A 19,719-nucleotide genomic window follows, 5' to 3' on the forward strand; every position below is an offset into this window, starting at 1 on the left:
TTGTATTCCAATAACGGAAAGGATGGGGATCATGGAGAATTTTTTTGAAAAATTAACAGCCAAGCAAACACTCGAAACAGAGAGGCAGCTGGAGGTTTACCGCAATGGCGTCCAGGAGATTCTGCCAGAAGCGGAGCTAAAGAATAAAATAGCCAAATCCATTTTTCAAAATCAGCCTTTAAAAATTAAGCTTGGGCTAGATCCTTCTGCGCCGGATGTCCACATTGGCCATACGGTTGTGCTGAATAAATTAAAACAGTTCCAGGACAACGGTCATATCATCCAGCTGATTATTGGCGATTTTACCGGAAAAATTGGCGACCCGACAGGCAAATCGGCAGCCCGAAACCAGCTTACCGATGAAGAGGTGAAGCATAACGCCAAAACATACTTCGAGCAATTCAGCAAAGTGCTGGACATGGATAAAGTTGATCTTCATTACAATTCAGCATGGCTAACGGACCTCCAGCTCGAAGACGTTATCCGCCTGTCTGCCAGCATAACAGTTGCCCGCCTTCTGGAACGCAACGATTTTTCAGAGCGCCTGGCCACAGGAAAACCAATCTCGCTTCATGAATTTTTCTACCCGCTGATGCAGGGCTATGACTCGGTAGCTCTTGAAAGCGATATTGAGCTTGGGGGCAATGATCAGCACTTTAATGTCCTGATGGGACGCCAGCTGCAGGAGCATTTCCAAAAAGAAAAGCAGGTGGTCATTCTGATGCCGCTCCTTGAAGGCCTGGATGGGAAAGAGAAAATGTCTAAATCAAAAAACAATTACATTGGTGTGGATGAGGATCCCAAGAATATGTATGGCAAAACCATGTCCATCCCGGATGAGCTGATCGCAAAATACTTCAATCTCGCAACAGATCTGCCAGTAAAAGAAAAACAGCAAATCGAAACTGGTCTTGAAAACGGCGCTCTGCACCCGCGTGACGCCAAAATGCTTTTAGGGAGAACAATCGTCCGCATGTACCACGGCACAGGTGCAGCCGATAAAGCCGAACTGCACTTCAAAACTATTTACCAAAAGGGAGCCATGCCGGATGACATACCTGAAGCCGAATGGAAGGGTGAAGGTGAAGTCCTCATAACAGACCTTCTTGCCGGCCTCGGTCTGCTTTCCTCCAAAACGGAAGCGAGAAAAATGATTGCCAATGGCGGCATCCGTTTAAACGGTGAGAAAGTCAGCAATGTTCAGATGCTCGTGAAAATCACAGACGGATTAGTTCTTCAGGCAGGAAAAAGAAAATTTGTGAAACTAAAGCTGAACTAGGCAGATCGCTTTTTTCTCCCGTCCATTTCAAGATATGATAGAATAGACGAAATTTTTAAAGAAAAGCAGGTGGAGGAAATGAAAGCGATCATTCATGAAGGAAAAGCAGGAAGTGCCGGATTATCTTATGGTGAACTGGAAAAGCCCGAGCCGTGTGCCGGGGAGGTGAGAGTGAAATTAAAAACGGCAGGGTTGAACCATCGTGATTTATTTGTCCTGAACCGCCACAAGCCTGAGGATCCCGCGCTTGTCATCGGGTCAGACGGAGCGGGAATCATAGACGCAGTCGGAAACGGCGTTACAGACGTGAAGCCAGGTGATGAAGTCATCATCAATCCCGGGCTGGGCTGGAAGGAAAAGAGTGATGCACCGCCGTCAGGCTTTGAAATTGTCGGCTTGCCGTTTCATGGCACATTCGCCGAATATATTACCATTCCGGCTGAAAACGCTGCACCCAAGCCGTCCTATTTAACCTGGGAGGAAGCGGGCGTCCTATCCCTGGCAGCACTAACCGCCTACAGGGCTTTGTTCACAAGAGGAAAGATTCAGTCAGGAATGAAAGTGTTCATTCCCGGTATTGGAGGAGGAGTGGCCACCTTTTTAATGCAATTCGCAAAAGCAGCGGGAGCAACCGTTTACGCAGCTTCCCGTTCGGAGGAAAAATGTCAGAGAGCGCTTGAACTCGGTGCGGATAAAGCACTGAACAGCAGTGAAGATTGGACGGCAGTTCTTGGCGTGGAAAAAGTGGATCTTGTCATTGAATCAGTTGGCCCGGCAACATTCAATAAGTCGATCGAAATCCTGCGCAATGGCGGTACCATCGTTACATTTGGCTCCTCCACAGGCGATGTGCTGGAACTTAATCTCCGCAGCCTCTTTTATGCCCAGCAAAATCTGCTTGGCTCAACAATGGGCAGTGCAGAGGAATACCATGAAATGCTCCATTTTATTGAAAAACATCAAATCAGGCCGGTATTGGATCAGGCATTTCATCTGGAACAATACGAACAGGCTTTTGATAAAATCGCAAACGCGGAGCAATGGGGGAAGATTGCTTTTAATATCAGCTAAAACACAGACACCTCAGCAATGAGGTGTTTTTTATTATAGCAATAAAATTTTAAGAATGTTCAAAAAATTAATTGTTATAGATCTTTTGAGATGGTAAAATAGACTTAAATTCTACATGTTTCGACTTTTGGAGGGCTAATATGAAATTTTATCAAACTTTAAGATTTAAAATGAGCCTGATTATGATCCTTCTTTTATTAGTTCCGCTTATGATCATCGGTTTTTTATCCTATCAGCAGACTCAAGTACTTGAATATGCTATCATCCCCAAGAACTCATTGGAAGAAATCAATCCTGATTTTAAAAACATTTTTGCAGATTATGAGCAATTCCTTACAGCTTTGACAGAATCGGAAGAAATGGAGTCAGATACATACTCATTCCCAAATACAATGGAAAAAGAAATTACAAATATGCCTGCTGCCAACGATCCATTGAAAACCCTATTCTATGAAACATATCTGAGCAGCAGGGCAGAAAATTACGAGAACACCTTAAATCTATATTTTGCAACAGAGGATGAGGGAGAATTTTATCTCTCTAACATCCCGCCGGCTGAGGTTGATCTAAGGAAGTTTGATCCGAGGCAGCGTGACTGGTATTTAAGTGCCAAGCTGGCTGATGGGAAGATGGTCTGGACAGAGCCTTATATTGATACAGGAACCGGCAAATCCACTATTACATTAGCAAAAGCTTTTAAAGACGAAGATGGGAATATCGCTGGAGTGGCAGGACTTGATTTTGATATGCATAAGCTTGCACTGCTGATAAGGGCGGATTTTTTGAATAAGTCATTAGTCATTGCTGCTGTATCTGTGCTCGCAGGCCTGCTGATTGTTTATTTCTTTATGAAAGATTTCAATAAAAGGCTTGGAAAAATACAGTCAGGCATGTATAGACTGGCACAGGGTGACCTTTCTGGCGAGAAGCTCCATTCTTCCCAGAAGGATGAACTCGGAAAGCTTGTATCAAGCTACAATGAAATGACAGAGCACTTAAAAGAGTTAATTACCAATGTGATGGATACCTCTCAGCAGGTGGCAGCCTCTGCGGAACAGCTGAATGCTAATGCTGACGAAGCAGCGAAGGCCACAGACCAGATTGCCGGTTCCATCCAGGAAGTATCAGAAGGGACTGAAGGGCAAGTTGGAAAAGTTGTCGAATCCCGGGAACATATCAGCCAAATTACAGAAGATGTCAGAGAAATTTCTTCTATGGCCGGAAAAGTAGCCCAGGCTTCTGAATATACTGCTGCAAAGTCAGAAGACGGCATGCTGATCGTTAATCGTGCCATAAAGCAGATGGAAATAATCAGCCAAAACACGGATGAGACTGGAAGCATTATTCATAGGCTGGATGAAAAGTCCGCAGAGATTGAAAAGATTCTTTCAATCATCAGTCAGATTGCAGATCAGACCAACTTGCTTGCTCTTAATGCTGCAATCGAGGCTGCCAGGGCTGGAGAGCATGGAAAAGGATTTGCGGTTGTAGCTGATGAAGTCCGAAAACTCGCAGAACAATCAAGTACATCAGCAAAACAAATCTCATCTCTCATTCTTGATATCCAGGATCGAACCAAAATCGCCGTTGAGTCTATTTCAAAAGGGGAAGGAACTGTAAAAGAAGGAATTACTCTTTTTAGTGAGGCCTGGAATTCTTTTGAGGAGATTTCCGCTGCTGTAAAAGAAACGTATGGACAAATGGAGCTTGTTTCAGGTTCAATTAAAAAGATTCAGCACAGCACCAGCCAGCTGTCGACCTCCTTTAACGCGGTAGATGAATATGCCGTTCAGGCAGCATCGCACACTCAGGAGGTTGCAAGTGCAACGGAAGAGCAGAGCGCTGCCATTGAAGAGGTATCTTCCGCAACAGGCGTACTTGCTGACATGGCACAGGAGCTTCACGAAAAAGCGTTGAAGTTTAAAATATAAAAAAGAAAGAGCGCTCATACAGGCTCTTTCTCTTCATTATCTTATGAGTGTAAAAACTTCACACAAACCGGATCCGGAACCATAACATCAGATTGAAGCAATGAAAGCTTCCCGGTATTATCATCACGGGAATACAAAACAATATTGCTCGAATTTTGGTTGGAGCCAATCACAAATTTTTCGGTTGGATCAAGCACAAAGTCGCGCGGCCAGTTTCCTTCTGTGGAGGTATGGTCCACAAACGCAAGCTCGCCATTATCCTGATTGACGGAGAACACAGCAATGCTGTCGTGCCCGCGGTTGCCGGCATAAATGAAGCGCCCGTCTGAAGAAATATGAATGGCACTTCCCTGGTTATTCTCCGTAAAACCTTCCGGTAGAGTGGAAATAGCCTGCTTTTGAACTAAGCTTCCATCCTGATGATATTGAAGCAAAAGAACCTCAGAGCTAAACTCGGTCATCACATAAGCGTACTTTCGATTTGGATGGAACACAAGGTGTCTCGGACCGCTTCCCGGCTTTACAGTCAGGGTGCTTTTTTCCTTCAGAATCCCTTCATTCATTTCATACGTAATTACCTGGTCCGTTCCCAGGTCAACTGCAATTAAATACATTTCGTCCGGAGTAAGTCCGGAATAATGAGTATGCGGCTTTTCCTGCCTGCTGTCAGGACCGGATCCGCTATGTTCAATAACTGAAATTGCAGGGTTTAGAGAGCCATCTTTATTTGTTAAGTAAGACTCTACTGTCCCTTTATGGTAGTTTGCACTGAAGACATAACGTACGGATGAATCCACACTGACATGGCAAGGAGGAGAGCCTTCTGCCACCTGGCTGTTGATCTTCTCAAGTGAACCGCTGCTGCTTTCCAGGCGATACGCAGCTACTCCGCCGGATTCGCCTTCCTTGGCTACCGAGAATAAAAATTGATTATTCCGGCTGATCGTTAAATAAGTGGGATTACTCAATTTCGCTGCCGATTTCACATCGGAAATTTTGCCTGCTTCTGTATCCAGAATAAATGTATAAATCCCTTCACTTTCACCCTTTGTGTATGTCCCTATGTATCCTCTGTACTTGGCCATATGAAGCCTCCTTTAAATGCGTTCTTCTGAAAATACTCTATCATACATCACAGTTCAAACAAAAGGAAGAGGAATTTTACAATCGAAAAAGAATAGTAAAAAGGTATAGATATGAGAGGATGATCATGTTGAACGCACCCCATTCAATATTGTCGATTTGGAAAAGGTTTGACTGTTTTCCGATGGAGACCCTGACAAAAGCATGGTTTTACGATAAAGCAGGAATTAAAAAGCAGCGGGATGTTTCCTTAATGAAGGAGCACCGTGCCCAATATGGTATTACCGGAAACTGTTTTGACCTGGCGATCTGGCTCCTGCATGAATTTAAGGAGGCTGGAATCGAGGCCTATCCGGTTGGCCACGAATTGAAAACGCCTTCTGCCCATGCGGCAGTGGTGGCAGTGGATGAAGAGGGGCGCCGCTATCTATGCGATCTGGGTGATCAATGGCTGCAGCCCATATTGATTGATCCAGAGGCAAGAGACTTTACGCCGGAAAAAGTAAGCGGATTTTTTCCGGCGGCAGATGTTCAGGTCTCATTTGAAGACGGACAGCTGGAAATTGCCTATCACCGCCCGAACGGAAAAATATCGCGGCAGAGTTATGATACGGATACAGCAGACATGAACAGTTTCCTGAAAGCAGCTGAACGGTCTCAACACACTATTTATCCAAAGGCATTGCTGGAACAGCGGATTCCCTATAAAAACGAAACCGCCCACTGGGAATTTTATAATTGGAAAAGCTTTCTCAGTACTACAGAAGGCCTGTATCATGACGCACCTGCGGATACTATTGAAGAATGGGCAGCCCGGATTCATGAAAAGACAGGGTATGATATTGAGTTTTTAATAGAAGCATTGGGCTTCTACAAAAAACTGGGAGATTGAAAAACTGCTGCGGGCTGAGAATCGCTTTTTTCTGAATGTCTCTCAAAACCCGGATTCGCTTATAAAATGGGGATTTCGCTCATAAACACAAAAAAATCGCTCATAAAATAGGAATTTCGCCCATAAATACAAAAATCGCTCATAACATCCCAATTTTCGCCCCTAACGACAGCAACCAAAGGAGCTGCCATGTACATAAAACTCTATCAATATCATATCCGCCCGGAAAACGAACAGGAACTGATGGTGATCCAGCGGAAAGCTGGTCAAATCTACCGGAATTACATCGATGTTCAGACCAAAATGTTAAAAAACATAAAAGATGAGACAAAGTGGACAGAAATCAGTTTTTTTGAGTCGGAAGAAGACTATCAAAACAAACTGCCTCTGATCAACAGCGATCCCAATATCCGGGAGCTTTACAAAAAGTTTGAATCCCTGCTTATCAGCGATATAAGGGAAGAAGAGTATGAGGATGCCTTTAAAATCATACGTAATGACTTTTCCTCTTAAGGATTTCCTCCTATTTATTTCCCATTCTGTCATTTTGAAGATATAGTAGGATATAATCGAAGCAACATATAAGAGAGGGGATATACACACATATGGAGCCAATTCAAAATGTTTCAGCGTATCTTACTCAAAATGCGGAGGTTTTATCCGAAGAGATTGTTGCAGAAATTGTAAACCGGTTTGGTTTCGAAATTCCCAGACAGGAATTTGATGCGGCCGTTTCGATGTATGTTGAGTTTATAAAATATCTGGGAACCATGATTGCGAACATTGAAGACCGGGTTCCTGAAGGATTGGTCGAATGGAGCAAAGGAAACGGCGAACGGGCTGCCTCCATGGGAGGAAAAATTTCCGATATAGTCACCAGATATCCGGACACTCGCCTCGTTTTTACCGATAGATTGCGCAATATAGGGAAAGAGTTTGAGCTAACAGCGGATGAAGTTATTTCTATTGTGAAAAAAGTAAACTACATACTCGACATCAGCATTAATGAAACCGTATTCGCTTTTGAGCGCCACTCCGAGGAACAATTAAAGGAGACTCAATCCCAGGTAAATGAGCTTTCGGCAACCATCGTACCGATTCAGGACAGTATTGCAATCCTTCCATTGATCGGGAATATTGACTATGACAGAGCACAGATCATCATTGAGAAAACAGTTCCGCGGGTAAGCCAGCTGGGAATCGAAACCTTAATTATCGATTTTTCCGGCACGGTGAATATAGATATTGAAATCGCCAAGCATATTTTTGATATCCGGAATATCCTCCTTCTGATCGGTGTCAACACAATTGCCACAGGTGTCAGACCCGATTTGGCAAAGAAAGCCGTTACACTTGGCATTGATTTATCATCCCTTGAAGTCTATTCGAACGTCCTCCAGGCGATTAGAAGCATTAAATAAATGAAATGATTGAAGCTGCTCATAAAGCGGCTTCTTTTTATATAAAAAAATATTGTCGAACCCCCAATCACATGATAGTATTTAGATATTTTCAAATATATTAAATTCACAAAATCATAGAGACTATCAAAAAGATTCGTATTGGAGGCTTTTTGCATGACTGTTTTCACATCCGCTTATTTTACAATGACTGAACAGGAAGCCATTGAATATGCCAAAACCAGACTGAATTATTTTGCTCCAGATGCTGATTTGGATTGCAGGGAAATTGGCGATGGCAATTTAAACTATGTATTCAAGCTGACTGACCATAAACACAATAAGTCACTGATCATCAAGCAGGCTGGACCGGTTGCCAGAATCTCAGATGAATTTAAGCTTTCTCCTGACCGTAACCGCATTGAATACGAAATTCTGGATCTGCAGAACAAATTAGCTTCAGGTTTCGTGCCTAGAGTGTTTAGCTACGATCCTATAATGAACTGTACCGCGATGGAGGATCTGTCTGATTACACCATTATGAGAACAGCCTTAATGCAGCATAAAAAGTTTCCGCTGTTTGCTGACCATATCTCGACATTCCTGGTAAATACCCTATTGCTTACTTCCGATGTCGTAATGGGGCACAAGGAAAAGAAAGAGCTGGTCCAAAAATTCATCAACCCGGAATTGTGCGAAATTTCAGAGGATCTCGTCTTCACAGAACCGTTTTACGACTGTCCTAGAAATGAAGTGTTTGAAGGTATCAGGGAATTTGCCAGAAGGGAAATTTGGGAAGATTCAAAGCTTCAGCTTGAAACTGCAAAGCTTAAATTCGAGTTTATGACCCATGCCCAGTCCCTGCTGCATGGCGATCTGCACACAGGCTCGATTTTTGTCAAAGAAGATTCTACTAAAATCATTGATCCCGAATTCGCCTTCTCCGGCCCAGCCGGCTACGATGTAGGCAATGTGATCGCCAACTTGATTTTCGCCTATGTGAACGCGAAATATACAATGGCTGATGGTGAAGAAAGACAGGTTCAGCTGGAATATCTCGAAAATACAATGGAAGATATTATCGACTTGTTCAAAACGAAATTTGTACAGGCATGGGATGCGAAAGCAACTGAGCAAACAGCGCGCTATGAGGGATTTAAAGAATATTATCTGGATACAGTTCTGCGTGACACAGCAGCTGCAGCCGGACTTGAACTGTGCAGGAGAATTATCGGGCTGGCATCTGTAAAGGATGTCACCTCCATTGAAGATTACAGCAGCAGAGCTGCAGCGGAAAAAATTTGTCTGGCAGCCGGTAAAATGTTTATTATGGATAGGGAATCTTTTAAAACAGGAGCGGATTTTGTGCGTGTGCTAAAAGACTGTGAAAAAAGATTCTAAAGGAGGCAGCATGATGGGGAAACCAGTGGATGTCATCCAGTCTGTCAGATTGGATGATGAAACCGACACGCTTATTCTATTAGATCAAACAGTTCTGCCGAATGAAAAGAACTTTTTGCATTTGAAAGAGTTAAAGGATATTTGGGATGCAATCTATCATTTAAAGGTCCGAGGTGCACCTGCCATTGGAATAGCCGCGGCTTACGGTGTCTATTTGGGCACAAAGCAATCAGCGGCAGTGAGCTATGAAGAACTTTATCAGGATTTTAAAAAGGCGAAGGAATTCCTGGCGTCATCGCGGCCAACTGCGGTTAATCTGTTTTGGGCGCTCGACCGCATGGAAGCCTGTTTTCAGAAGGAAGAAGGCAAAGCAGCAGCTGATATAAAGCAAGCCCTGAAAGTGGAAGCAGAAAAAATCCGCGCTGAGGATGAAAAAGTGTGCGAGTCGATCGGACAGCACGCGCTTTCCGTTCTCGAGCCTGGATGGGGCATTCTGACACACTGCAATGCCGGTACGATTGCGACCGCTAAATATGGGACAGCTCTTGCTCCGATTTATTTAGGGCAGGAAAAGGGCTATGATTTTAAAGTATATGCCGATGAAACCCGTCCGCTTCTGCAGGGGGCCCGCCTGACTGCATGGGAGCTCGAAGAAGCAGGGGTCGATGTTACGCTGATCTGCGATAATATGGCCAGCATCGTCATGAAAGAAGGCAAGGTTCAAGCGGTACTCGTCGGCTGTGACCGTGTTGCAGCCAATGGGGATGCAGCCAATAAGATTGGAACATCAGGCGTTGCGATTCTTGCAAAACATTATAAAATACCATTCTATGTTTGTGCCCCGCTGTCAACAGTCGATCTCGCATGCCAGACAGGGGACGATATTCATATTGAATTAAGAGATTCAGAAGAGATTACGTCTAAATGGTACGAAAAGCGGATGGCGCCAGAGGGTGTGCAAACCTATAATCCAGCATTCGATGTAACAGATCATGAACTGATCACAGGCATTATCACGGAGAATGGCATAGCTTATGCGCCGTTCACTGAAAGTCTGTCTAAAATGTTTAAATAGAAATAATATAGCCTCCTGGCCCAGTGGTCAGGAGGCATTTTCATGCTTTTGCTTCTATTCTTCATATCTTTAAAGCGTTCAACTAGGAAAATATCCCTGATTCCGATAAAGAAAGAGTGTAATTTAACTCTTTTCATCAATCAAATGTACTATTTAATTTGGGGTAATACTTTTAATTATGGAAAATTTATGAAGTAACCAATGCGCAGAGAGTAAAAACCAATTGTAAACCCGTCTAAATCCCTGTTACTTTTTTTGAAGCTATGTTTCTGGGCCTGATTCCAAAGTCTGATAATTAAATAATTTAGCATATTGTTAGAGTCTGAATATTTTAAATATACTTTAATTACAACAAGAAACGACAGGAAAAAATATAGATTCGAGAGGAGAAAAAGGATGAAGAAAAAAAGGGCATTAGGAGCAGCACTTCTAAGTATGACTATGGGTTTATCAGTTTTCACAGCGGGGGCATTTGCAAAAGAGCCAGAGTCTCAAAACGAAACCTATCGGGTATTAATCCAGGGGCCGTCAAACGCCAAAGCATCTCTGAATTCACAGGTGGACAAGCGCTGGGATTTTGGCAGCGATGGCATGACAGCGGAAGTCAATGCAAAGCAATACCAGGCACTGATGAAAAATAAGAACTTAAAGATTGAAAAGGTAAACGAAGTTACTCTTGATACTGCCAGAACGGAAGCGTCCAAGAAAGATTCTGTTTCTATTCAGGCAGCAGGATATCCTAGTGATCAGACACCATGGGGAATTGCTTCCATCTATAATAACAGCAGCATTACGAGTACGTCAGGCGGAAGCGGAATTAAGGTTGCTGTTCTTGATACAGGTGTTTATACAAGTCATATCGACCTGGAAGGCTCAGCAGAGCAATGTAAGGATTTCACTCAATCCAGCCCGATTGTAAATGGCTCATGCACTGATCGTCAGGGACATGGCACACATGTAGCCGGGACCGTTTTGGCACATGGGGGATATGATGGACAGGGAATTTATGGAGTAGCTCCACAGGCGAAATTATGGGCATACAAGGTGCTTGGCGATAATGGCTCAGGCTACTCAGATGATATTGCAGCAGCAATCCGCCATGTTGCAGACGAAGCATCCCGTACAGGATCAAAAGTGGTCATCAATATGTCACTTGGTTCAAGCGGTAAAGATTCTCTAATCAGCAGTGCGGTTGATTATGCCTACAGCAAAGGTGTCCTTGTTGTTGCCGCAGCAGGAAATTCCGGCTACAGCGCTAATACAATCGGCTATCCTGGAGCATTAAAGAATGCGATTGCGGTTGCAGCCCTTGAAAACGTTCAGCAAAACGGTACATACCGTGTAGCCAACTTCTCGTCCCGCGGAAACCCTAGCACTGACGGTGACTATGTCATTCAGGAAAAAGACGTGGAAGTGTCTGCACCGGGAGCAAGCATCGAGTCTACTTGGTATAACGGAGGCTATAACACGATTAGCGGAACATCCATGGCTACACCTCATGTAGCCGGCCTTGCAGCAAAAATTTGGTCATCCAGCCCATCCATGAGTCATACTCAGCTTCGTGCAGAGCTTCAAAACCGTGCCAAGCAATATGACATTAAAGGCGGATACGGAGCAGCAGCTGGTGACGATTATGCATCAGGCTTTGGATATCCTCGTGTGAAATAAGCAAGCATCATCATACCCCCGAAGAACCGTCCGATCCTCTGATCGGCGGTTTTTTTTATAGAATGAATGACCGCGAATTACATAATATTTCCGCGGAAATGATCATATTTTAGCGAAAGAAGAAAACTTATAAAAATTGCTGATGCAAATTGTTTTTGAATATACAATAAGGAGTGAATGTGTTTAGGAAGGGAGCTGACAGCCATGGCTGTTCAAAATAAATATGTAAGCGATTGGGAAGCAAAGGAACTGATCTGCGAAATCGGCAGAAGAGTGTACAATAAGAACTTCGTTGCAGCAAACGACGGAAATATCTCCATTAAGGTGGGGGACTATGAACTCTGGACAACACCAACCAGTGTAAGCAAAGGGTTTATGACCCCTGAAATGATGGTCAAAGTGGATCTTTCTGGAAATGTGCTTGAAGGCAATCTGAAGCCATCATCCGAAGTAAAAATGCACCTCAGAGTGTATCAGGAAAACCCTGAAGCAAAGGCAGTTGTCCATGCCCATCCGCCTGTCGCCACTTCGTTTGCCATAGCCGGAATCAGCCTGGAAAAACCTGTATCACCGGAAGCGATAGTCCTGCTGGGCAAAGTGCCGGTTGCCCCGTATGCCACTCCGGGCACACAGGAAGTGCCTGATTCAATTGCCCCTTACTGCAGGGGTTACAATGCCGTTCTTCTTGCTAACCATGGAGCCCTAACCTGGGGCAGGGACATCACAGAGGCCTATTTTCGTATGGAATCACTGGAACACTATGCACTCATGCTGCTGTATTCCGAACACATCATGCAAAAGTCAAACGAACTAAGCACAGAACAAATTGCAGAGCTGATCTCAATCCGAGAGAATATGGGCATTAAAACAGGTGGAATACCGGTTCCAGGCAGTGAGAAGAAAATCCGGACAGCCCCCGGCCTGCCGGAAGAAATGATCGAAAGCATTGTGCGAAAGGTAACGGAAGAAGTCCTGAAAAACGTTTTAAAATAGCCATAATGGGATAGCTATAAGGGTATAGCAATGTTGTATAATTTTAAACTTTTAACGAAACCTATCTTGAATACCTTATTGAAACGCGAGGAGAGATTCCGATGAAACTGCTGGTCATTGGCGGGGTGGCTGCAAGTATGTCTGCCGCATCGAAATTAAGGAGAATGGATGAAAATGCTGAAATTACCGTCTATGAAAAAGGCAAATTTTTATCTTACGGTGCCTGCGGTCTTCCTTATTATATATCTGGAGAAAATGACGATTACCGGAAAATGATCGCAAGAACACAGGAGCAATTTTCTGAGAGGAACATCAAAACACATCTTCAGCATGAAGTATTAAAAGTGGATACAAGCAAGAAGGAAGTAACAGTTAAAGACCTTGCATCAGGAAAAATGTTTACGGATACATACGATAAGCTGATGATCGGAACAGGCACGTTTCCCATTTTGCCCCCATTTCCTGGAGCCGATCTTGAGAACGTACAAGTGCTGAAAACAATGGAAGATGGGATGATATTAAAAGAAATTTCCTGCAAATCAGAAGTGAAAGATGTTGTCATTGTCGGCGGAGGCTATATTGGAATCGAAGTGGTTGAAGCGATGAAAACCCTCGGCAAAAATGTGCGTGTCATTGAAATGGGCGAGAGAATCCTGGCTCCTTTCGATAAGGAAATAACAGATATCGCTGAAAAAGAAATTCGTGATCACGGTGTAGAAATGAACCTGGGAGAAAAGGTAGAAAGCTTCAGCGGCAAAGGGAAAGTGGAGAGTGTCAAAACGGATAAAGGTACTTATAAAGCAGATTTAGTGCTAGTTGCTGTAGGTGTAAAGCCTGCTACGAAGTTTCTGGAAGGATCGGGTATAGAGCTGGCTAAAAATGGAGCCATCATCATTGACCGTGAAATGCAGACCAATATTGAAGGTGTTTATGCAGCGGGTGACTGCGCTCAGGTTTATCACAAAGTGCTTGAAGAAAATGATTATATTCCGCTTGGAACAAACGCGAATAAATGCGGCCGGCTGGCTGGGGCCAATATAGCCGGCAGCCATGAAAAATATGTAGGAACTCTGGGAAGCGCCGCGATTAAAATTTTTAATATGGAGCTTGGAAGAACGGGACTTTCCGAGGAGGATGCAAAAATGCTTGGCATTGGCTATACAACTGAATTCGTGAAAGCCGCAGACCATCCAAGCTACTACCCGAATCAGACTCCTATTTGGATCAAGCTGATCTGCGAAAAAGGAACAAATCGAATCCTCGGAGCCCACGCCATCGGCAATAAAGGGGTGGTTCTCCGAATTGACGTATTTGCCGTTGCCATTCACAATCATATGGCAGCAGAAGAACTTGGCATGGTGGATCTCTGTTATGCCCCGCCTTTTGCAGGTGTATGGGATGCTGTCCATATCGCAAGCAACGCAGCGAAAAAATAGATTAAAGTCGGTGGAAACGCTGGCTTTTTAATTTTCTCAGAAGGTTTTTGTAAGAAGATGTTGAATAAACTCCATATAAAATCCTTTTTATGGAGGCTCAAATGTTTACAAGAATCGATACAGTCTTTCTGCAGGTTACTGATTTTGGAAAAGCCATTGAATGGTACAGTACAGTGCTTGGTTTCCCGGTAAGGTGGAGGGATGACAAGGGAGGGTATGCAGCCCTGGAAATCGGAGAAACGCCATTAACCCTTGTGTGTTCTGAAAAAGTAATTCCTTCCTCTCATATGCCATTTAACTTTTATGTTTCCGATATTGATGAAGCACATCAGCATCTGGCAGGACAAAAGGTGAAAACCGGTCCAATCCAGGCGGATGAAACGGTAAAGTGGTTTGAGTTTGAAGATCCTGACGGCAATAAGCTTGGCGTATGCCATTTTAAAGAATAATGAAAAGCTGCCTTTTTAAGGCAGCTTTTCCAGTTACTAATAAGAATCCTTCGCAAGCTTGGGATGGCGGTTCATCGCTCCGAGCAGAATCAGCCCGCTCAGGATGAGGAGTAAGCTTGTGACAACGAACACTGCAGAAAAACCCAGATAGCCTGAGATCAAACCGCCGATGACCGGTCCGATGATGTTGCCGAAAAAGCGGAGGCTAGTGTTGTAGCCAAGCACTTCACCTTGCATGGCGACCGGTGCTTCCTGGCGGATATAAGCGATCCGGACAGGGATGATGCCTCCGATGGTTATTCCAAGCGCGAAGCGGACAAGAACAAGCTGCCACATGTTTGAGACAAATCCTCCCGGCAGATAAAACACGCCTGCGAGGAAGAGGAGAATAACCAATGTTTTAATATAGCCGTGCTGGTCTCCGATTTTTCCCCATTGCCTGGCCATCAGCAGATTGCCAAGCCCTGCAGCCGAAAAAGCAATTCCCGCAAAGAATGCCAGATTTTCCGGTCCATGCAATTCACTGACATATAAAGATAATATAGGCTGGATGCTGAAGTGGGCGATTTGAACAAGCGTTGATATCAGCATAACTGTCAGCAGGACAGGATTGCTGATAATATGCTGGATGACTGCCTTGCTTGAATACCTTGTCTGCTCGCCCTTTTTTGTTTGAACTTTGTGTTCTTTTGTAAAAAAAACAAGAAAGGCAGAAACAAAGATGGCGATGGAGGTCCATTTAAAGGTATCTGAAAATCCGAATAAATCAGCGAGGACTCCGCCGAGAAGAGGGCCCATCAATGAACCTGTAATGCTTCCGGTCTGCAGTGTCCCCATCACCCTGCCGGCAATTTCCTTCGGAGTCTGCGTGGAAATAAACGCCTGGGACATTCCGATGAAGCCTGTAAAAATTCCCGTAAACAGCCTGAGAAAAAACAGCTGCCAGACGTTTGTCACGTACCCCATCAGGAAGATGGAAATGCCCATCCCGATTCCGGACAGAATCAATATTTTCCTTCGCCCAAAAAGGTCCCCGATTCTTCCCCACACAGGTGAAAAAAGAAACGCAGTCACAAATGTGATCGCAAACGTCCACCCTGACCAATGCTGCACATAAGTTGGAGAGTGGTCGCCAAAACTTTCTATATATAACGAAATAAAGGGAAGCACCATCGTCATGCTGCCTGCCACAAAGAAATTGGCAAACCACATGATCATTAAATTTCTTTTCGTCTGTTTTATCATGTTTGAAACACTTCTTTCCGGTCAACATTTCGTTTCCCTAAATATATAATACTAAAAATTTCAAAAAAGAGGAAGGGTTATGTGCTATTACCCTAATCTTTATATATCCTGTAAACTATGATAAAAACGGGTTTTTTTAAGGGAAATGCCAAAATTTCTATGACATTTTTACCAGAGTCCGTGAAAAAAACATTGTCTTATAACAGTATTTATTCTATAATTCCTAATAGGAAAAAGATTCAGAATATATATGAAAAAGGGGGAAGTTATTTGGAAGCTTTTGTTAATCAGCTAAACGGCATATTATGGAGCACACCTGTTATTTACATCTGTTTAGCAATAGGGTTGTTCTTCTCAGTCTTAACTCGATTTTTGCAGGTCCGCCATATCAAGGATATGGTACTGCTCATGTTTCAAGGAAAAAGTTCCGCAGCGGGCGTTTCGTCTTTCCAGGCCTTATCTATTGCTCTTTCCGGCCGTGTAGGAACTGGTAACATCGCAGGTACTGCGACTGCCATCGCAATGGGTGGACCTGGTGCTGTATTCTGGATGTGGGCCATCGCTTTTATCGGAGCAGGCAGTGCATTCGTTGAATCAACGCTGGCACAGATTTACAAAGTGAAAAAAGATGGGCTTTACCGAGGCGGTCCGGCCTATTATATTGAAAAGGGAATCGGAATTAAATGGTTTGCAGTCCTTTTCGCTATTTCTGCATTGCTGGCTATGGCGCTTTTAATGCCTGGCATCCAGTCAAACTCAATTGCACTTGGAATGGAAAATGCATTCGGGATAGATAAAACAGTAACAGGTCTTATAATTATCGGGTTACTTGCACTGATTATTTTCGGCGGTGTTAAGCGTATTGCAACTGTAGCTCAATATACGGTTCCTTTTATGGCAGTGGGTTATATTTTAGTCGCTTTAATTATTATTGCCATGAACATTGGTGAGCTGCCTGGTGTAATTTCGTTAATTTTCAGCAGTGCCTTTGGCGCAGACTCCATTTTTGGGGGAATTATCGGAAGCGCAATCGCCTGGGGTGTAAAACGCGGAATTTATTCAAACGAAGCTGGTCAGGGTACAGGCCCGCATGCTGCTGCAGCTGCTGAGGTTTCCCATCCTGCCAAGCAAGGTCTTGTGCAGGCATTCTCTGTATATATTGATACGCTATTCGTATGTTCCGCAACAGCTTTCATGATTCTATTTACTGGAATGTTCAATACAGTCGGTGCTGATGGAAAGACTCCAATTGTAGAAAACCTTCCAGGAGTGGAAGCTGGTCCTGGTTATACACAGGCAGCTGTTGAATCTGTTCTTCCAGGCTTCGGTGCCGGATTCGTTGCTGTTTCTCTTTTCTTCTTTGCTTTCACAACCATCATGGCCTACTACTATATGGCTGAAACAAACGTAGCTTACCTGATTAGCGGCAAGAACAGCAAGCTGGCGATGTTTATTCTGAAGATTGTCTTGCTTGCTGCAACATTCTATGGTGCTGTTAAAACAGCAGGCCTGGCGTGGGCACTCGGAGATGTTGGCTTGGGACTAATGGTTTGGCTGAATTTAATTGCCATCGTTATCTTAAGAAAACCGGCTCTGATTGCACTGAAAGATTACGAGGCCCAGAAGAAACAAGGTCTTGACCCAGTATTCAATTCCAAGAAGCTCGGCATTAAAAATGCTGAGTATTGGGAAGAGGAATACAAGCCTCAGGAAGAAAAAGTATCTTAATAGAAAGATAATAGTTGTCCGGCTGATGCCGGGCATTTTTTTTTACAATTTTTAAATCTACTTTTACAATTTTCAGGTTATTTCTTAGCATTCTCTTAATATTCATCTTTTAGTATTGTACTTGGGTTTGGTACATAAATACGATGCAATCATTTCAAATAATATGAAGAGGTGCTTAGGATGACTGAATTGAATCGCCGCAAGTTTTTAACGTATGTAGGTACAGGTGTGGGAGCATTGACTGTAGCTTCGACTGGTTTGGGGGCAATGGTTCCAAGAGCGGAAGCTAAGGGTGTTGAGGCAGCCTCCCATTTATTCGGATTCCAGAAGAAAATCTCTGGTTTGAATTTTAAGCCGATTGACCCGACAGATAAAGACGATCTTGTTTTGCCGCGTGGATACAAATACGATGTTGTGGCAGCCTATGGGGATGTCATTAACAAAAAAGGCGATACATTCGGCTTTAACAATGACTTTACATTATATTTTCCAATTGATAAGGATAGGCGCGGTCTCTTATGGGTGAATCATGAATATTCAAGCGATCTATTTGTTCATGGTGCAAGGCCGGCAAATGGCAAATATACCGCAGCGCAAATTCAGAAAATGCTTTACAACCAGGGCGGATCGATAATCGAGGTCTACCGTGATAAAGAAGGTACATGGAAAATGGATACGGATTCCAAATATGCGCGCCGTATTACAGGCTTGACTCCGTTCCAGCTTACAGGTCCTGCCAAAGGTTCAAAAGCAGTGGGCGGTGCAACGAATGTACAGGGGACCTTTGCCAATTGTTCTGGCGGCATGACATTGTGGGGCACAGTTTTATCAGCTGAGGAAAATTTCGAATCTACCTCTAAGGATGCAGGATTAAATGATACACATTATGGCTGGATTGTGGAAATCGATCCGTTTGATCCTAATTTTAAGCCGCGCAAGCACACAGCCCTTGGCCGTTTCAACCATGAAAATGCAGCAGTTGGCCTGACCAATGACAATCGGGTTGTGGTATATATGGGTGATGATAAAAAGGATGCATGCGTGTATAAGTTCATCAGCAAAAATAAATATGTAAAGTCCCGCGGAAAAGCCAACGCAGACCTTCTGGAAGAAGGGACACTTTATGTGGCTAATATGGGCAGCGGAAAATGGGTGCCATTAACGATCGAAAATGTGCAGAAAGCCGTCAAGGGGGATGCAGACCTTTTAAAGAAATTCCAGACACAGGCTGATGTGGCTGTTCACTGCCATGAAGCAGCTCTGCTTGTGGGCGGAACGCCTACTGACCGTCCAGAAGATGTAGAAATCAGCCCGTTCGATAAAACGGTATTCATTGCCCACACCAACAATGATAAACATGGCAACTTCCACGGCCATATTACCAGATTTATCGAAGAAGGAGATGACCTGGGGGCACTGACTTTTGATTTTGAAATCTTCGCAGCCGGCGGAAAACAGAGCGGATTTAGTGCACCTGATAATCTGACTTTCGACAGCCTTGGCAATCTTTGGACTGTAACAGATATGTCATCAAGCAAGCTGAATACAGGAATCTACACGCATTTCGCCAACAATGGCATGTTCGTCATCCCGACGATCGGAAAAAATACCGGTGAAGCCTTTCAGTTTGCTTCAGCTCCAGTTGAAGCGGAACTAACTGGCCCATCCTTTACACCAAACGAGACAACCCTGTTCCTGTCCATTCAGCATCCGGGAGAAGAGACGGAAGACCTGAACAATCTGACAAGCAAATGGCCGCACCGCAAGGGAGATACTATGCCGCGTCCGGGAGTTGTGGCGATTACAGGCTTTAAATACTAGGAGGTTACTATGCTATCAAATATCGGGATACCAGGATTGATAATTGTTCTAGTGCTGGCGCTGATCATTTTCGGCCCATCCAAGCTTCCTGAAATCGGAAGGGCATTCGGCACAACCCTGAAAGAATTCAAGAAATCCACACGCGAACTTGTTTCCGACGAACAGCCGGAAGAAAAGAAAAAAGAATTGCTATAAGAATGAATAGGGAAGGGAGGGATATCTTCCTTCCTTTTATATTGAGGTGATT

Annotated in this window: 17 protein-coding genes; 15 read left to right on the forward strand and 2 right to left on the reverse strand. The window is 43.9% G+C overall.

The window, feature by feature from the left end; translation table 11 throughout:
* Positions 1-31: 31 nt before the first annotated feature.
* From tyrS to ACXAD1_RS03335, 3 genes are all read left to right on the forward strand, one after another.
* A complete protein-coding gene (gene tyrS, locus ACXAD1_RS03325; protein ID WP_206841731.1) occupies positions 32-1,279 on the forward strand; it encodes a tyrosine--tRNA ligase in 1,248 nt (415 codons plus the stop codon).
* Between the two features lie 78 nt (positions 1,280-1,357).
* Positions 1,358-2,350 (forward strand): zinc-binding dehydrogenase, encoded by a 993-nt coding sequence (locus tag ACXAD1_RS03330; protein WP_206841734.1) that lies wholly within the window; start codon positions 1,358-1,360, stop codon positions 2,348-2,350.
* A gap of 140 nt (positions 2,351-2,490) precedes the next feature.
* Entirely contained in the window at positions 2,491-4,281 is a 1,791-nt protein-coding gene (locus ACXAD1_RS03335) for a methyl-accepting chemotaxis protein (protein ID WP_206841736.1), read from the forward strand.
* Positions 4,282-4,322: 41 nt separating this feature from the next.
* Here the strand turns inward: ACXAD1_RS03335 and ACXAD1_RS03340 are convergent, their stop codons facing one another.
* Positions 4,323-5,366 (reverse strand): lactonase family protein, encoded by a 1,044-nt coding sequence (locus ACXAD1_RS03340; RefSeq protein WP_206841741.1) that lies wholly within the window; start codon positions 5,364-5,366, stop codon positions 4,323-4,325.
* A gap of 125 nt (positions 5,367-5,491) precedes the next feature.
* Between ACXAD1_RS03340 and ACXAD1_RS03345 the strand changes: the two genes are divergently transcribed.
* The 9 genes from ACXAD1_RS03345 (at position 5,492) to ACXAD1_RS03385 (ending at position 14,678) form a co-directional block, all read left to right on the forward strand.
* Positions 5,492-6,256: a hypothetical protein gene (locus tag ACXAD1_RS03345; protein WP_206841744.1), complete on the forward strand. Its 765-nt coding sequence runs from the start codon at positions 5,492-5,494 to the stop codon at positions 6,254-6,256.
* A 189-nt stretch (positions 6,257-6,445) separates the two neighbouring features.
* The gene (locus ACXAD1_RS03350) at positions 6,446-6,769 is read left to right on the forward strand and encodes a hypothetical protein (protein ID WP_206841747.1); all 324 of its coding nucleotides are present in this window, start codon (positions 6,446-6,448) and stop codon (positions 6,767-6,769) included.
* 92 nt (positions 6,770-6,861) lie between these two features.
* Positions 6,862-7,677, forward strand: coding sequence for an STAS domain-containing protein (locus ACXAD1_RS03355; protein ID WP_206841750.1), 816 nt, complete (start codon positions 6,862-6,864; stop codon positions 7,675-7,677).
* Between the two features lie 156 nt (positions 7,678-7,833).
* A complete protein-coding gene (gene mtnK, locus ACXAD1_RS03360) occupies positions 7,834-9,057 on the forward strand; it encodes an S-methyl-5-thioribose kinase (RefSeq protein ID WP_474909473.1) in 1,224 nt (407 codons plus the stop codon).
* A 13-nt stretch (positions 9,058-9,070) separates the two neighbouring features.
* Positions 9,071-10,132, forward strand: a complete 1,062-nt coding sequence (gene mtnA / locus ACXAD1_RS03365; RefSeq protein ID WP_206842642.1) for an S-methyl-5-thioribose-1-phosphate isomerase — start codon at positions 9,071-9,073, stop codon at positions 10,130-10,132.
* A gap of 396 nt (positions 10,133-10,528) precedes the next feature.
* A complete protein-coding gene (locus tag ACXAD1_RS03370) occupies positions 10,529-11,800 on the forward strand; it encodes a S8 family peptidase (protein ID WP_474909474.1) in 1,272 nt (423 codons plus the stop codon).
* 204 nt (positions 11,801-12,004) lie between these two features.
* Positions 12,005-12,793 carry a class II aldolase/adducin family protein gene (locus ACXAD1_RS03375; RefSeq protein WP_474909475.1) on the forward strand — a complete coding sequence of 263 codons (789 nt, stop codon included), beginning with the start codon at positions 12,005-12,007 and terminating at the stop codon, positions 12,791-12,793.
* Positions 12,794-12,894: 101 nt separating this feature from the next.
* Positions 12,895-14,229, forward strand: coding sequence for a CoA-disulfide reductase (locus tag ACXAD1_RS03380; protein ID WP_474909476.1), 1,335 nt, complete (start codon positions 12,895-12,897; stop codon positions 14,227-14,229).
* Between the two features lie 101 nt (positions 14,230-14,330).
* Positions 14,331-14,678 (forward strand): VOC family protein, encoded by a 348-nt coding sequence (locus tag ACXAD1_RS03385; RefSeq protein WP_474909477.1) that lies wholly within the window; start codon positions 14,331-14,333, stop codon positions 14,676-14,678.
* A 36-nt stretch (positions 14,679-14,714) separates the two neighbouring features.
* Here ACXAD1_RS03385 and ACXAD1_RS03390 read toward each other — a convergent pair whose 3' ends face one another.
* Positions 14,715-15,923, reverse strand: coding sequence for an MFS transporter (locus ACXAD1_RS03390; protein WP_206841801.1), 1,209 nt, complete (start codon positions 15,921-15,923; stop codon positions 14,715-14,717).
* 270 nt (positions 15,924-16,193) lie between these two features.
* Here ACXAD1_RS03390 and ACXAD1_RS03395 point away from each other — a divergent pair, with 270 nt between their 5' ends.
* From ACXAD1_RS03395 to ACXAD1_RS03405, 3 genes are all read left to right on the forward strand, one after another.
* Positions 16,194-17,651, forward strand: a complete 1,458-nt coding sequence (locus ACXAD1_RS03395; RefSeq protein WP_474909478.1) for an alanine/glycine:cation symporter family protein — start codon at positions 16,194-16,196, stop codon at positions 17,649-17,651.
* Positions 17,652-17,831: 180 nt separating this feature from the next.
* Entirely contained in the window at positions 17,832-19,472 is a 1,641-nt protein-coding gene (locus tag ACXAD1_RS03400; RefSeq protein ID WP_474909479.1) for a PhoX family protein, read from the forward strand.
* Positions 19,473-19,481: 9 nt separating this feature from the next.
* Positions 19,482-19,667, forward strand: a complete 186-nt coding sequence (locus tag ACXAD1_RS03405) for a twin-arginine translocase TatA/TatE family subunit (protein WP_009335004.1) — start codon at positions 19,482-19,484, stop codon at positions 19,665-19,667.
* The last annotated feature ends 52 nt before the right edge of the window (positions 19,668-19,719 follow it).

The sequence above is a fragment of the Cytobacillus sp. ABV4_503 genome, from assembly GCF_056158445.1.

Excerpts from the sequence above, each read along its gene's own strand:
- ACXAD1_RS03330 (WP_206841734.1), top strand. The coding sequence starts at position 1,358 with ATGAAAGCGATCATTCATGAAGGAAAAGCAGGAAGTGCCGGATTATCT.
- ACXAD1_RS03370 (WP_474909474.1), top strand. The coding sequence starts at position 10,529 with ATGAAGAAAAAAAGGGCATTAGGAGCAGCACTTCTAAGTATGACTATG.
- ACXAD1_RS03385 (WP_474909477.1), top strand. The coding sequence starts at position 14,331 with ATGTTTACAAGAATCGATACAGTCTTTCTGCAGGTTACTGATTTTGGA.
- ACXAD1_RS03340 (WP_206841741.1), bottom strand. The coding sequence starts at position 5,366 with ATGGCCAAGTACAGAGGATACATAGGGACATACACAAAGGGTGAAAGT.
- tyrS (WP_206841731.1), top strand. The coding sequence starts at position 32 with ATGGAGAATTTTTTTGAAAAATTAACAGCCAAGCAAACACTCGAAACA.
- ACXAD1_RS03405 (WP_009335004.1), top strand. The coding sequence starts at position 19,482 with ATGCTATCAAATATCGGGATACCAGGATTGATAATTGTTCTAGTGCTG.
- ACXAD1_RS03380 (WP_474909476.1), top strand. The coding sequence starts at position 12,895 with ATGAAACTGCTGGTCATTGGCGGGGTGGCTGCAAGTATGTCTGCCGCA.
- ACXAD1_RS03375 (WP_474909475.1), top strand. The coding sequence starts at position 12,005 with ATGGCTGTTCAAAATAAATATGTAAGCGATTGGGAAGCAAAGGAACTG.
- mtnK (WP_474909473.1), top strand. The coding sequence starts at position 7,834 with ATGACTGTTTTCACATCCGCTTATTTTACAATGACTGAACAGGAAGCC.
- ACXAD1_RS03345 (WP_206841744.1), top strand. The coding sequence starts at position 5,492 with ATGTTGAACGCACCCCATTCAATATTGTCGATTTGGAAAAGGTTTGAC.
- ACXAD1_RS03355 (WP_206841750.1), top strand. The coding sequence starts at position 6,862 with ATGGAGCCAATTCAAAATGTTTCAGCGTATCTTACTCAAAATGCGGAG.
- ACXAD1_RS03400 (WP_474909479.1), top strand. The coding sequence starts at position 17,832 with ATGACTGAATTGAATCGCCGCAAGTTTTTAACGTATGTAGGTACAGGT.
- ACXAD1_RS03350 (WP_206841747.1), top strand. The coding sequence starts at position 6,446 with ATGTACATAAAACTCTATCAATATCATATCCGCCCGGAAAACGAACAG.
- ACXAD1_RS03390 (WP_206841801.1), bottom strand. The coding sequence starts at position 15,923 with ATGATAAAACAGACGAAAAGAAATTTAATGATCATGTGGTTTGCCAAT.
- mtnA (WP_206842642.1), top strand. The coding sequence starts at position 9,071 with ATGGGGAAACCAGTGGATGTCATCCAGTCTGTCAGATTGGATGATGAA.
- ACXAD1_RS03335 (WP_206841736.1), top strand. The coding sequence starts at position 2,491 with ATGAAATTTTATCAAACTTTAAGATTTAAAATGAGCCTGATTATGATC.